The 15,214-nt window shown below is 39.8% G+C and carries 9 protein-coding genes; 7 read left to right on the top strand and 2 right to left on the bottom strand.

The features are described 5' to 3' along the window. Positions 1 to 13 precede the first annotated feature (13 nt). The 7 genes from D0817_RS15150 to D0817_RS15120 all read left to right on the top strand — a co-directional run bounded on the left by D0817_RS15150 (position 14) and on the right by D0817_RS15120 (position 11,950). Positions 14 to 1,819 (top strand): outer membrane beta-barrel family protein, encoded by a 1,806-nt coding sequence (locus D0817_RS15150; RefSeq protein ID WP_127339225.1) that lies wholly within the window; start codon positions 14 to 16, stop codon positions 1,817 to 1,819. A gap of 12 nt (positions 1,820 to 1,831) precedes the next feature. Next, a complete protein-coding gene (locus D0817_RS15145; protein WP_127339224.1) occupies positions 1,832 to 2,521 on the top strand; it encodes a thioesterase II family protein in 690 nt (229 codons plus the stop codon). Positions 2,522 to 2,542: 21 nt separating this feature from the next. Then, positions 2,543 to 4,192, top strand: a complete 1,650-nt coding sequence (locus tag D0817_RS15140) for a cyclic peptide export ABC transporter (protein WP_127339223.1) — start codon at positions 2,543 to 2,545, stop codon at positions 4,190 to 4,192. Between the two features lie 75 nt (positions 4,193 to 4,267). Next, complete coding sequence (locus tag D0817_RS15135) at positions 4,268 to 8,713, top strand: non-ribosomal peptide synthetase (RefSeq protein ID WP_127339222.1); 4,446 nt, start codon at positions 4,268 to 4,270, stop codon at positions 8,711 to 8,713. A 14-nt stretch (positions 8,714 to 8,727) separates the two neighbouring features. Further along, positions 8,728 to 9,363 (top strand): 4'-phosphopantetheinyl transferase family protein, encoded by a 636-nt coding sequence (locus tag D0817_RS15130; protein WP_127339221.1) that lies wholly within the window; start codon positions 8,728 to 8,730, stop codon positions 9,361 to 9,363. 25 nt (positions 9,364 to 9,388) lie between these two features. After that, positions 9,389 to 11,329, top strand: coding sequence for an alpha/beta fold hydrolase (locus D0817_RS15125; RefSeq protein WP_127339220.1), 1,941 nt, complete (start codon positions 9,389 to 9,391; stop codon positions 11,327 to 11,329). A gap of 168 nt (positions 11,330 to 11,497) precedes the next feature. Continuing rightward, positions 11,498 to 11,950, top strand: a complete 453-nt coding sequence (locus D0817_RS15120; protein ID WP_127339219.1) for an Hsp20/alpha crystallin family protein — start codon at positions 11,498 to 11,500, stop codon at positions 11,948 to 11,950. Positions 11,951 to 12,004: 54 nt separating this feature from the next. Here D0817_RS15120 and D0817_RS15115 read toward each other — a convergent pair whose 3' ends face one another. Continuing rightward, the gene (locus D0817_RS15115) at positions 12,005 to 13,579 is read right to left on the bottom strand and encodes a Na+/H+ antiporter (protein ID WP_127339218.1); all 1,575 of its coding nucleotides are present in this window, start codon (positions 13,577 to 13,579) and stop codon (positions 12,005 to 12,007) included. A gap of 11 nt (positions 13,580 to 13,590) precedes the next feature. Further along, positions 13,591 to 15,177 (bottom strand): PAS domain S-box protein, encoded by a 1,587-nt coding sequence (locus D0817_RS15110; RefSeq protein ID WP_238160886.1) that lies wholly within the window; start codon positions 15,175 to 15,177, stop codon positions 13,591 to 13,593. Positions 15,178 to 15,214 lie beyond the last annotated feature (37 nt).

Raw genomic sequence — 15,214 nt, 5'->3', positions numbered from 1 at the left:
ATACAAATTGTACATGAAATATATATTATTTTGCTTGCTGTTCCTTCCGTTTTTCGGCTTTTCACAGACTGGCACTGCTCTGAAAGAACCCAATTCCACAGAAGATTTGGGGGAGTATTTTGGAGGTGCCGTAAAGTCCGTTTACAAACAGCATAAGTTTCCCAGTTTCAACAACAGCATCAATCTGGTCTACAATCGCGGAAGATGGAAAGTCAACTCGAGTATCAGTTACGGGCGGGAGAAATTTTTTCGGGAAAATGATGTCAGTACTTTTTTTTCCGATGCGTCATTTATTGGTTCCGGAACAACCGATTATGACTTTAACAGTTTTGTGACTTTTATAGATGTGCAGTACCAGATTTCAAAAAAGACAAAAATAAATGTCTCTTCCATGAATGATACCTACGAGAATATATTAGATACCAAAACCAATATCGATATCTATAACACTTCGGATGTTTTAGACCGTTATTATACAGGCACCAAGAAATTAATCTCGAATCTGAAAAGAAATTCGCTGAATGCGCTGTTACGACATGATTTTAATGAAAATGAATTTTTAACTATCGAAGCAGACTGGCTCCAAAGACCTTGGGACTACAACCAAAATACCTATGGTCAGGATTATGATGTAAATGGTGCCGCAGTGCCCAATCGCAACTATACCGTTTATCATGACGGCCGCACAGACTTGAATATCTATACCCTGAATGGCTTGTATCATGTCCCGACCAGGCTTTTTGATCTTACCGTTGGGGGCAAATGGATTTATATTGAATCCGATTATATCATCAGGAATTTCAGGAAGTACGATGCGGATTATGTGCAGAATTTAGCGTTGTCGCCCACTTGTACCTATATTGAAAACAGACAAATTGTATTTTCAGATTTCAAAAAGAAATTTGGAAAACTGGATCTTCAGCTGGGGTTTAAACTCGAAAACACCTTAATAAACGGTGATGTTAATGACGTTAATTCTAAAAAAGAGCTGGACGATAACTATATAAAGCTGTTTCCGTCAGCCAGTGCAAGCTACAATTTTGATGAGACAAACAAATTAAGTTTTGCCTTTTCGCAGTATTACAACAGGCCATTATACCGGTTTATAAACCCGTCCCTGGGCATTTATAATGCGTATGAGACGTATTTGGGAAATCCGTTTTTAAAGCCGTCGCTGACCAGCAATTTCAATCTGGTCTATGCGTACAAATCCCAATATGACTTAGGTTTTTCCTATTCGAAAACAAAAGACAATTTCTGGTCTTTACCCAATTATACCGCCGACCATGTCGTAGAACATCAGGTAGTCAGCTATATGGATTTAAATACGTTTCAGGTGGCTGCCAGCGGAGTCTTAAAATATACGAATGCTGTTGAAACGAATTTCCAGTTACAGGGATTCTACAAGCTGAATAAGTCATTGGTATCGGGCATAGAAGATCTGGATGTCTGGGGCTGGTACGGTACGGTCAGCAATCAGGTGTATTTCGATCCGGAGAAAAACATTTCCGCGAACCTGAGTTTTTGGTACCGTTCTAAAAACATCAATCAGGAAGCCCTGATCAGCAAACAAGGCGCACTGGATTTCGGAATGAAATTTTTATTGCTCGAAAAAGCGTTCATCATCGAAGTGAATGTGACCGATATGCTGAAATCAATGAATGAATACAAAGTATCAACAGTAGACAATGTCAGGCAGACCTTCAGGAATTACCAGGATCCAAGAGCCTTTAGGATTTCGGCCACCTATAAATTTGGAAACAGGAAATTAAATTACGCAGAACGAATAGCCGAAAATGCAACCGATCATTCCAGATAAAAACGAAAAAATATGCAGCTTTTTTTATTACACTTTGCCGGAGGAAATGTTTATTCATTTGAATTTCTCAGAAAAGAGATTAAAAATTCCGATTTCATTCCTCTCGAATTACCGGGAAGAGGTAAAAGACACAGAGAAAACCTGGTGACGAATAAAGATCAGGCTATTGAAGATTATTGCCGCCAGATTCAATCCTTAAGAAACGGAGAACCCTATATGATTTACGGCCACAGCATGGGAGCGACTTTGGGGCTTTCCGTAGCGGCAAAAATGGAAAGGAGCGGAGACCGTCCGAAAGCACTTATTGTTTCCGGAAATCCGGGGCCGGGAATCAAAAATAGCAAAGATTTCCTGTACCATGAACTAGATGATTTTAATTTCAAAAAAGAACTGCTGAGGCTGGGCGGAATCTCCACGGCTATAACCGAAAACAAAGACCTGTTCGATTATTTTCTGCCCATCATAAGAGCCGATTTTGAATGTCTGGAAAAAGACTTTTTTTCCGAAAAGGGATTAAAAGTAAACATCCCGATCTATGCGGTAATGGGTGCCGGGGAAGAAACCTGTGACCGGATCGAAAACTGGAAAAATTTCACCAGCCATACGTTCACATCTGAAATATGGAACGGCAATCATTTTTTTATTCACAACAACGCTGCTGCACTGGCCCATCTTTTACAACTCTCATGCAAAAACAAATAATCCATTCAAATACAAACTATTATGTTTAAATTAAAGTTTTCCTATGTTGTTTATCTTTTGCTTTATGCAATACCCAACACGATTCTGAGCTTTGGAATCGTTTATATCATTAATAATGTGATATCCGGAAAAACAGATTTCTTAACAGATTATATGGGTATTGTGTTTGTCTCCACAGTCGTATACACCTATCTGCTGAATATCATCTTTCAGAAAAAAATCAATAAATACTCTTTTGAAGTACTGTATGAAAACGAGAAAAAGATATTCGATAAAATATTAAAAGCCCCGTTAATCACCCTCGAAAAACTGGGTTCGCAGCGCTTTTATACAGCCATAGAAGATTTAAGGATCTTCGCAACTTTTCCCGAAGTGGTCACCCATACGATGAATTCATTGCTGATGTTACTGCTTTGCATGATTTACCTGTTTACATTATCTGTTTCGGCGGCTTTGGTGGTGGTGGGTTTAATCATCCTGATTGCCGTAACCTATTTTCTGGTAATCAGTACGATGTCGCAAAAAGTGGCAACTCTTAGAAAATACAACGAGCATTATTATAAATATGTAGACGATGTCATAAAGGGCTTTAAAGGCTTTAAGCTTAGTACCGGCAGACGGGAAAAACTAATGAAGGAACACTTGTCACCCAACAGGGAAAATGCCAAAGTACTGGACTTTAATATCAACTACGTTTTTTTATCCATCAATTTAATAAGTCAGTACGGGCTGTACCTGGTGATTGGAGCCATCCTGTTTTTATTGCCTGAGATTGGAATATTAAAAAGAGAAGATGTGATCTCGTATGTGGTGATTCTGCTATTTGTTTCAGGGCCTATCAACAACCTGATTAATATGCAGAATGTTTATACCAGACTTACCGTAGCCAACAACAGGATAAAAAATTTCCTAAAGGATTTTGACAGTACAGAAGCAGCCGTAACCCTTAAAACGGCAGACACGGAAGCTTTCACTTCGTTACGATTTGATCAGATTCATTTTGCCTATGAAAATAATGCTGCCGAAAAAACATTTGCCTTAGGGCCTGTAAACCTTTCCATAGCAAAAGGGGAAATGATCTTCATCATTGGCGGAAACGGCAGCGGTAAAAGTACTTTTATCAACATCCTGACCGGTTTGTATCAGCCTACGGAAGGAGAAATAATCGTAAACAACCAACAAAACAGTACCGGAAAAACAACCACACAAAACCTGATCTCAGCAGTTTTTACCGACAATCATATCTATTCCCATAATTACGATCCCTATGCCTTAGAGAATAACAGGGAATACAGGGAGCTGCTGCGAATAATGGAACTCGACAAAGTGATTGCCGATGACAAGGAAGAATCTGCAAGACGTCCATTTTCTAAAGGGCAGGGCAAAAGAATGTCCCTGATTTTTGCACTGCTGGAAGATAAGCCAATTCTCGTATTAGACGAATGGGCCGCCGATCAGGATCCGCATTTCAGGAAATATTTCTACGAAAACTTACTGCCGAAGTTAAAACAGGAAGGCAAAACCATTATCGCCGTAACGCATGACGATGCTTATTTCAAATATGCAGACCGAATCTTAAAATTTGATTACGGAGAAATTGTAAAAGACTTCAACGTAAAAGACGAAGCCCTGCACACAGAAAACTTATGGCATGATGAAGTGCAGCGCTAGAAGATAAATGGGGCAAATGCTGCCATTTCACAGATCGCATTTTTATACTACAGACTATTAAATACCACATTTTTCATGAAACTGACGCTTCCACAACAAGATGTTTATTTCGAACAATTATTGTTTCCCAATGATCCTATTTATAACATTGGGGCCAAAATCGAAATTAAAGGAGTACTAAATACAGACGCTTTCAGAAAAGCCTATACCGCGCTTATTGATCAGCACGATACGTACAGAAGCATACTGGTAAAAGACGGGGAAGAGATAGCAATCAGAGTGCTGGAAGAACATCAGTCACAATTGGGGTTTGCAGATTTCTCCGATCGCGTGAATGCCGAATCAGCAGCGGCCGATTATATGCAAAAAGAGTTTATGAAGCCTTTTGATTTATTCGATGAAAATCTCCTGCATGTTTTTACGCTGGTTAAGGTGAAAGAAGATTTCCATTACCTGTTTTCGGTGTACCACCACATCATTACCGATGGCTGGGGCACGTCCTTAATGTTTCAGAGACTGGTACAGAATTATAATGAAATCTATGAATCCGGAGATGTTATAACTACCTATCCTTTCAGCTATAAGGATTTTATGGAAGATGATTATGAGTATCAAAATGCCGAAGCTTTTTTGGAAGATAAAAAGTATTGGGTGGAGAAATTTAAAGTACTGCCGGAAGCGCTGCTGGAAAAAGAATTTTTAGCTGATGGACCAGAAAATAAAAGCAGCCGTAAAGAGCTGGTTATTAAAAGAAACATGTACAATCAGTTAAACGAACTGGCGGCAGAAAATAAATGCTCTTCCTTTCATGTCATTTTAGCCGTTTTGTATACCTATTTCGGAAGAAAACACCAAAATAATGACTTTGCCATAGGGCTGCCGGTTTTAAACAGAAGCAAAGCGAAATACAAGAAAACAGTAGGTCTTTTTATGGGCATCTCGCCTTTGCGAATGGCACTGGATTTCGAGACTACTTTCGAAGAATTAATCACGCAGATCAAAAATCAATTGAGGAACGATTACCGTCACCAGCGTTTTCCGTTAGGCAAACTCATACAGGAACTTCAGGTTTTTACGGAAAAAGAAAAAATATTCAATATTACGCTGTCTTACGAAAAGCAAAATTATGCTACGGATTTTACGAACACCCAGACCCGTGTGATTCCGCTTACGCACCAGTCAGAGCGCGTAGCACTGGCGATTTATATCCGCGAATTTGATGAACTGGAAGACGTGAAAATTGATTTCGATTACAATCTGAACTATTTTAATGAGTCCCGGATCACACAAGTGGTGCATCATTTTGAAAACCTGCTGCAGCACATTTTGGTCCAGCCCGGCAAAAAGTTAAAAGAACTGGACTATGTAACGAATGACGAAAGAAATCAGGTTTTACAAACATTCAATGCAACAAAAACAGCGTATCAGAAAGATATCACCTTTCTGGACTTATTTCAGCAACAGGTAGAAAATTTCCCCGGTAAAGAAGCTTTAAAAGACGAGTACAGATCGTACTCCTATGCCGAACTGCATAAATTATCGAACCAGATCGCGCAATATCTTATTACCACCTATGGGAAAAAAGACAAATCGCCAATTGCCGTTTTATTGGAACGATCGGCCAATATGGTGGTTGTTTTGCTGGGGATATTAAAATCAGGAAGGTCGTATATTCCGCTAGATCCCGCTTTTCCCGAAGACAGGCTCAATTATATCATTGGCAACAGTCAGAGCAAAATACTGATAAATGAAAAAGACTATAGGCTCAATACAGCTGCTGATGTACGTGTCATAGCCTTAGAAAACATTTTGGACGGAATCGAGATCTTCAACGGGACTCCCGGAAAAGCAGTTTCGCCTGAAGATACGGCCTACATCATCTACACCTCAGGTTCGACAGGAAATCCAAAAGGAGTAGACATTGGGCATAAAGCATTGCTTAATTTTTTAATCAGCATACAGCAAAAACCGGGTGTTGGATTACATGATACTTTCTTTTCGGTAACGACCTATTCCTTTGATATTTCAATATTAGAGTTTTTCGTGCCCCTGATATCGGGAGCTGCTTTATATGTGGCGAATCAGAATGTTTTGTCCGATCCGAATCTGATTATCGAAAAAATAAAGGAAATACAACCGACAATCATTCAGGCGACACCAAGTTTTTACCAGATGCTGTTCCATGCCGGATGGCAGGGCGGCGAGCGATTGAAAGTACTATGCGGAGGCGATTTATTAAGTGAAGCACTGGCAGAAAAACTAATCAGCAGCACTTCAGAGTTGTGGAATATGTACGGGCCGACAGAAACGACGATCTGGTCCAGCATCAAAAAAATCAGTCATTTTAAAGAGGCATCAAACATTGGAAAACCCATAAACAATACGCAGTTTTATATCCTGGATGAATTCTTAAGCCCTAAACCTGTCGGAACGCCCGGTGCCATTTACATAGCAGGCGACGGACTGGCGAAAGGATATTATAAAAATGAAGAATTGACCAGACAAAAATTCATTGCAAACCCGTTTGACAGCACCAGTTTGCTCTACGAAACCGGAGATGTCGGAAAATGGAATGACAACGGAGAGATCACATTTTTAGGCAGAAATGACAATCAGGTTAAAATCAGAGGGTACAGAATTGAACTCGGGGATATTGAGTCGCAATTGAATCAGATAGAAGGGGTTCGGAATTCGGTTGTAATCGCTAAAAAAGGAGAACAGCAGGAAGCTTTTTTAGTCGCTTACTTTTTAAAAACCGAAGAAACGGAGGTAGAAAAAATTCATACCACATTAAAAATAAACCTTCCGTATTATATGGTTCCTAACGTGATTATTCCTCTGGAAGAATTTCCGCTTACGCCCAACCAGAAAATAGACCGAAAATCTTTGTCACAAAGAGCCATTCTGCAGGAAACCAATTATGATGATTTTAAAGCTCCCGTTTCGGTCTTAGAAGAAAAACTAGCCGGATACTGGAAACAAGTATTAAACAGCGCAGCACCGATAAGTGTAAAGGATAACTTTTTTGCCTTAGGCGGACATTCCCTCAACGCAGTTAAACTGATTGGATTAGTAGCCGCGGAACTTTCCCTGACGATTTCCCTGAAAACTATTTTCGACTATCCAACAATCGAATTGCTGGCGCATCATTTACAAAAACTCGTTCCCAATTCAGTGGTCGCACTGCCAAAATCAGAATCTAAACCTTTTTATGCGGTAACCCCGCCTCAGTACAATATCTGGCTGGCCTCCCAGCAGGAAAACACGGCAGCAGCCTACAATATGTTTGCCGCTTACAGTGTCGAGGGAATTGTGAATTTGGACAAGATTTCAGCTGCCCTGCGCAAAATCATTCAAAAGCATGAAATCCTGAGAACCAATTTTATTGAAATAAACGGAGTGCCGCATCAAAAAATTAAGGCGTTCGAAGACGTAAAATTTACCCTTTCTACTGCTCAAACAACAACGGAAAAAGCAGCTGAAATCATAAATGAATTTAATGCCAAAACATTTGATTTAGAAAAAGACCTGCTGCTACGAGTACAGCTACTTCAGACAGGGGAAAATAAATCGGTATTGCTTTTTTGCACGCATCACCTTATAATGGATGGTTTATCGCTGGAAATTTTCATTACTGAATTTATTGAAAATTATAAGGAGGGCAGTTCTTCGAAAACAACAAAAGAAAACGATGTACAATTTCAGTTTAAAGATTATTCGGAATGGTTTATTAAAACAGCGGAAGATATTGCTGAAAAAAATGAAATATTCTGGAAAAAATACCTTCAGGATTATCAGCCTGTAGCTTCATTTGAAAGGGATTTTGACAATAAGCAGAACGGGCAGGGAGGAAGCAAATATGAGTTTGAACTGACCACAGACACTACTTCGGCTTTAAAGAAACTGGCCCTTGACGAGCAGGTTACTTTTTATACCGTTTTGGCAGCAGCATTGAATGTGCTGATCTGGAAATTTTCGGATCATACTGACATTTGTATCGCCACCGCCAACTCAGGCAGAACTCTTCCGGAACTCCACAACCAAATCGGAATGTTTGTGAAAACCCTTATTGTAAGGACACAACTGGAGCAGGACCAGACCTTTCTGGACGTATTGAAGCAAACGCAAAGTAATATATTGGCGATTAATGACTATCAGAACGTTCCCTTTGATAAAATACCCCAATCTGTTTTTGACACCATGCTGGTGTATCAGAATCCGGAGTTTTCCTTTGAAAATATCAATGCATTAGGCGATTTAAAACTGACTTCTTATCCTGTCGAAAGCACGTACAGCAGAATGCCGCTGGTGTTTAATTTATATGAGAGCGACAACAGGCTGAAAGGAATCATAGACTACAATTGTGATTTATATGACAGGGATACCATTCAGATGATTGCTGTTACGTACACAATTCTCTTCAATGAAATAGTTAAAAATCCGGCAGCCAGACTGGATTCAATCGATACTAAAATGGAACTGGAGAAAAGTACGGTACCTGATTTTGATTTTAATTTCTAATACCCGCTACAGCTTTGATTAATATCTATTATTCGTATTTGTCGGAAGGAAATCACGAAAGCCTGTTAAGAAACCATCTGCCGGATTTTCCGGAAAACTATCAGGCTAAGATCAGCCGGTTTCGGAGGTGGCAGGATGCCCAGGCATCAGTTCTGGGACGGATATTGCTGTTCACGGGCCTGAAAGAAGCCGGATTTTTAGGCCCCGCTGACAAAGAGCTGAAATACACCAGTTATCATAAGCCCTATTTTGAAGATCATCCCGTGCAGTTTAACATCTCACATTCCGGAGAAATTGTGGTTTGTGCCTTAAGTGATGAGGGTGAAATAGGAATTGACATAGAAATCATAAGCGATATCCTAATCGATGACTTTAAGTTCCAGATGACCGAAAATGAATGGGAAAGAATTAGCACTTCCACGAATACAAAAAATGCCTTTTTTGAGTACTGGACACAGAAAGAAGCTGTTATAAAAGCACATGGCCACGGATTAACAATTCCGCTGCAATCCTTTGAAATCACTGACTACAGCACAATAATCCAAGGCGAAAAATTTTATCTGAAAGAAATAAACATAGATAAAAAGTACCAATGTGCCCTTTCATTAAAAACAACGATTAAGGATGTTGTGTTGAAACACCTGTCGTAAGCAATAATTAACTAAAAAAACAAAAATGAAAAACCTATTACTATTATTTTCACTGCTTGGTCTGTTGCCCGTTTGTTTGTTTTCCCAAACAGATGTTTTTAAATACGAAAAAACAACCACTTTTTTCCCCGAAGCAGCAGCTATCAATAACGAGAATATTGAGTGGGGATACCTGACAGTTCCTGAAAATTGGGACCAGCCTCAGGGTAAAAAAATCAGGATAGCCGTGGCTATTCTAAAAAGCACCTCAGCAAAAAAAGACGATCATCCTGTTCTTTATATTGAAGGAGGGCCAGGTGCCGGAGGGATTAAAGGAATATGGGGCTGGCTTAAAAATCCGCTACGAAATAACAGTACCATCATTTTTGCAGATGTAAGGGGCACGGGTTTTTCGCTTCCTAAATTTTGCCCCGACCTCGGAAAGAAGTTCCTGGAAATACTGGCCAAAAACCAAAATGCCACTCAGGATGAACAGCAAAAAACGATTGCAGCAATGGCCTGCAGGCAGGACCTGTTAAACAGGGATATCGACATAAATGCCTACAACAGCAAAGCAATAGCCAAAGACCTGAATGCTTTAAAAAAGGCTTTGGGGTACTCCAAATGGAACACTTACGCTGTTTCGTACGGAACCTATACGGCCCAGGTCTATGAAAATGATTTCCCTGAGGACATTCAGTCCCTGATTCTGGATTCTTCAATTTCGGATATTTCCGGCTACTATAACCAGAATACGACAAATTACATCAATAGCCTTGAAAAAGTCTTTAGTGCGTGTAAAGATGACCCAAATTGCAATAAACAGTTTCCTGATCTGGAAAACGTTTATTATGAGACTATAGAAAAATTAGAAAAACAACCCATCACCGTTAAAGTAGATGAGAAGGTCATTCCCAGTGGTGAATTTACCTATAATGTGGAAGATTTTAAAATTGCCATCCAGCAATCCCTGTATCAAAGGAAATTAATCGAAGTACTGCCCTTGCTGATTACCGAATTTAACAGCGGCAATAAAAACACTTTAAGTGCACTGGTCGCGTCTTTTTCAGGTGCCCTTGGATTGGACTACGGACAGTACTATTGTGTGAGCTGTAAGGAAACTGTTCCGTTTAATTCGATGGCAGCGTTTAATGCAAATTCAGATAAGTATAAAAAATTAAAAGGCGGGCTCTCCTTTTATAAATCAGATTTTTTAGTCTGTGACAAATGGAATTTAGGGGCAGCAGGTGCGCCCGGTACCAAAAATGATTTGTCGAACCTGTCTGACCTGACAGCTCCTGTTTTGGTGCTTGCGGGAGCATTTGATCCCATTACTCCGGCTTCAAACGGAAAGGTAACGGTCGGGCGGTTTAAAAATGGATTTTTAGTAAATGCCCCTGTTTACGGGCATGCGCCGGGCTTTTCTAAAATCGGGGGTGAAATTATAGCCGGTTTTGTAAGCAATCCGAATAAAAAACCGGATGTAAACGGATTCCAGTCCCTTAACAAAGTAAATTTTATAACAGATGTAAAATTGAACGGAGGGGTTTCAAATTTTGCCAATAGCCTGAATGGCTTTAACCTTTTATTTTTTGCACCCTTGCTTATTGCCTTTCTCATTTTACTGGTGGCTGTTTTTGGATTGCTGTACCTCTTCATCAAAAAAGAAATCGCGACCAAAGCCAATAAATGGATCAGGGTTTTAATTGTAATTACTGCCTTATCGGGACTGTTTACTATGATAGGATTTGTACTGGCGGTCAATGATACCGCAAAAGACAATTTTTATATACTGGCCTTCGGAATCCGCAGCCAGTTTGATTACCTGTTTATTGTACAGTGGTCTTTTATTGTATTTACGATCATTTCCATACTTTATTTTGCTCTTAAAATTAAATCCATTTCAAATGCAGCCGTTCTGTCGACAATATTGTTTTCTTTGGTTATTCTGGGAGTTTACTTTCAATATTGGGGATTTTTGCTTTAACAAATAAGCGGCTTAGTAGACATAAAAATGACAATTTTTCAGACTCAAAATGAAAAATTGTCATAAAAATGCGATATAAAGCGTTTGGCATTTATTTTGTTTTTCTATGACTGCACAACAGGTGCAAGTTCTAAAATTTATGGTATAACAATTTTAAAAATTAAAGTTATGAATCTTATTAAAAGAAACGGAAGCCGCTTACCGGCTTTACCCAGAGTATTTTTTGATGATGTTTTTGGCCAAGATCTTTTCAATTGGGAAAACAGCAATTTTTCAACAACAAGAACCACGCTGCCATCAGTGAACATCAAGGAAACGCCGGAGCGCTATGAAGTGGAAGTTGCAGCACCGGGTATGAACAGGGAAGACTTTAAGGTTACCCTGGAAAACGGACAGCTGCTTATTTCTTCCGTGAAAGAAAACGAAGTGAATACGCAACAGGAAAATTTTACCCGCAGGGAATTTAGCTATCAATCCTTCCAGCGAAGTTTTGTACTGCCTAAAAATGTAGTGGACGAGGATAATATAAATGCTCGTTATGAAAACGGAATTTTAGTATTGTCGATTCCTAAGCTGGAGCAGGCAAAACAAAAAGAACCAAAGCTGATTGCCATCTCTTAACGTTTTAATTACTTATTTAAAAGCTGCTTTTTTAAGCAGCTTTTTTTATAAGATTTAAATATAACGCAATTTCTCTTCTTCAATATCCAGATAATGCATTTGCCTTCTGATGACCGATTCGTCTAAAGACTGATCTTCTTTGTTTTTAGTAATTAACCATTGTCTTTGGTGGTTTAATAAATCAAGGTAAATGACTTTAAGTTCCTGTCCGATAGATTCATCATCGACTCCGTTAGTATGCTGTTCCCATTTTTGAATTAACTGTTGCAGGGAAGCATTACTTTCGAGCTGATCGCTGTACGTAGTCCTTAAATAATCGGAAGCATGTTCGGCTAGTTCTTTTCGCAGGAGATGATACGCTTCATCGCGCGGTACTGCATCGTCGAAAGTGGTAAAGTTAATTTTTCGGATAAAATAGGGCAGTGTCAGTCCCTGAATTAAAAGCGTCAGCAGAATAACAATAAAAGTAATAAACAGAATCAGGTTGCGCTGCGGAAAACCATTACCATTATTCAGGTAAACCGGTATAGATAAGGCCGCTGCCAGCGAAACAACACCGCGCATTCCGGTCCAGCCCAGTATAAAGGGCGTTTTTAAACCGGGATTTCGGCTATCGGCAACAGTGATAAAATTGCGGGCAATCAGCGTCACAAGTACTGCACCGTAAGAAGATAATATCCGGCTGACGATCAGGACAAATGTAATCAGTACTCCATATCCAATAGCGGATAAAAGGCTCACTTCTTCAAGGCCGCTGGTAATTTGTGGTAAATCTAATCCGATGAGCATAAACACCAGACCGTTTAATATAAAACAAAGGCTTCCCCAGACATTTATGCCCTGCAGGCGGGATTTGCTGCTCAGGAAACGATGCCTGTTATTCGCTAAAAGCAAACCACCACTGACCACGGCTAAAACCCCGGAACTATGCACTTCTTCGGCGGCCAGATAGATGATATAAGGCGTAAGCAATGATAAAACAATATCTGTATTGGCATCGGTAGGCAGATATTTATGCGCTTTCATGAACAGCCATCCGATGAGTAAACCAATGGCCACACCACCAATAATCATCCAGCTGAAACTCATTGCGGCTTTGTAAAATATAAATTGTTCCGTTGCAACGGCAATCATGGCAAATCGGAAGATAATTAAGGAAGAGGCATCATTCAGCAAACTTTCTCCTTCTAAAATAGAGGAAATAGTTTTGGGCACCTTCACAAATTTCAAAATAGCACCGGCACTGACTGCATCCGGCGGCGAAACAATTCCTCCCAGTAAAAAACCTAATGCCAGCGAAAAGCCCGGAATAACATAATTAGCCACTAATGCTACCGAAAGTGCCGAGAGAAAAACGACTACAAAAGCAAAACTGGTTATGATGCGACGCCAGCGCCACAACTCTTTCCATGAAATTGTCCATGCCGCTTCATACAATAAAGGAGGAAGGAAAATAAAAAAGATAAGCTCAGGCTCAATATTGATAACGGGCACACCCGGAATAAAACTGATCGCCAGTCCTCCCAAAACTAATAAAACAGGATAAGCCACTTTTATTTTATTAGCCAGCATAATCAGCAATAAAATAACGATCAGTATACCGACATAAAAAGGAAAGTTTTCAAGCATTTTTTTTTGGTTTAGGAGAAAGGAAGATAAACTGTAAATTCTGTTCCGACGCCAACTTCACTATGAACAGTTATGGAACCGGAATGGTTTTCAATAATTTTCTTGCACAATGCCAGACCGATCCCGGTTCCGCTTTGTGTTGAATTTAATCGTTGAAAAAGCTTAAAGACCTGATCGCTGTATTTTGCATCAAAGCCAATTCCGTTATCGCGAAAAATTAGCTTTAGATACGTTGTACCCTCTTTCAGATGAAACTGTTTTTTTTCCTCTTCCGTATAACTGGTACTGCACAATATCGATATGGTACCGCCAATGTTCGAATATTTTAAGGCATTGGTCATAAAATTGGAGAAAAGCTGGTGCATCTGAATGGACACAGCGTTTATTACAGGAAGATCATCGTGGACTATAGAGATATTTTTTTCAAGGATCCAGAGCTCACAATCTTCCTGGACATTCTTCAGAATTTCATTCATATCCGTTGGAACAAACATTTGGTGGCCCTGGGCAATTTCAGAATAGGCGAGAACGTCCTTAATTAGCATGGTCATTCGCGTGGCAGATGATTCTATCTTTTTAATATCGCGCAGGGCATCCTCATCTTTAATTTTATGCGAAAGCATTTCAGCAAAAATTCGGATTTTACGTAACGGTTCCTGAAGGTCATGCGAAGCAATGTGCGCGTATTCCTCCAGTTGCTTATTTCGAAATTCGATATTGATCGCATTTTCCCTTAGCTGATCCTCAAGCTGTTTTCTTTCGGTCAGGTCCCTTGTTACTTTTGAAAAACCTATAATATTATTATCGTCGTCATGCAGGGCTGTCAGAACGACAAACCCCCAGAATTTTTCGCCATTCTTTTTGAGCCTCCATCCCTCATGCATGGCCTTGCCTTCACTGGCAGCCCGCTGTATAAGAGTTTGCGGCAGCTGTCGTTCCCGGTCTTCGATAAGGTAAAACAAACTAAAGTTTTTGCCGATAATTTCTTCTTCCGTATAGCCCTTAATTTTTTGGGCCCCGAGATTCCAATTTTGAACATTTCCGTCAGGATCGAGCAGTAGTATGGCATAATCCTCAACTTCCTCTACCATTTTATGATACCGGTCCTCGCTTTTTTGTAAAGTTAAGGTTCTTTCGATCACTTTTTCCTCCAGCAAATCCTTGTAGATTTCCTTGGTGTCCGTGAGTTGTTTTTCGTGTTTACTTTTGTCGGATATATCGACCAGCATCGTAATAGCTCCTGTTATTTCACCCGCACTGTTAAAAATCGGATTTGAGTGTGGCAATACATATACGCGGTCTCCATTGGGTTTTTCAATCACAATTTCTTCTCCCTTTACAGCCCGCCCCTCTTTTAGTGCAAGGGTCATCGGATATTCCTCAATAGTCAAAAGAGTTCCATTACGACGGTATACTTTCCATGAGCCGCACCACATAGCAATACCCCGCTCTGGCTGTTGTCCCCAGAGTAGAGTGGCAGCCTGGTTGAAAAATGTAATGATTCCCTTACTATCGCAGGCATATACTGCAGTAGGCAAGGACTCTAAGAGCTGGTTGTGATTGTAATATTCTGTTTCTGAACTGTTTAAAGTATTCATGATTGCCATATAAAAGTAAATATAAGGCAATTATTAA

The organism is Flavobacterium cupreum, assembly GCF_003996965.1.
Lineage (GTDB): Bacteria > Bacteroidota > Bacteroidia > Flavobacteriales > Flavobacteriaceae > Flavobacterium > Flavobacterium cupreum.
This window is presented reverse-complemented; position numbering and strand designations above follow the sequence as displayed.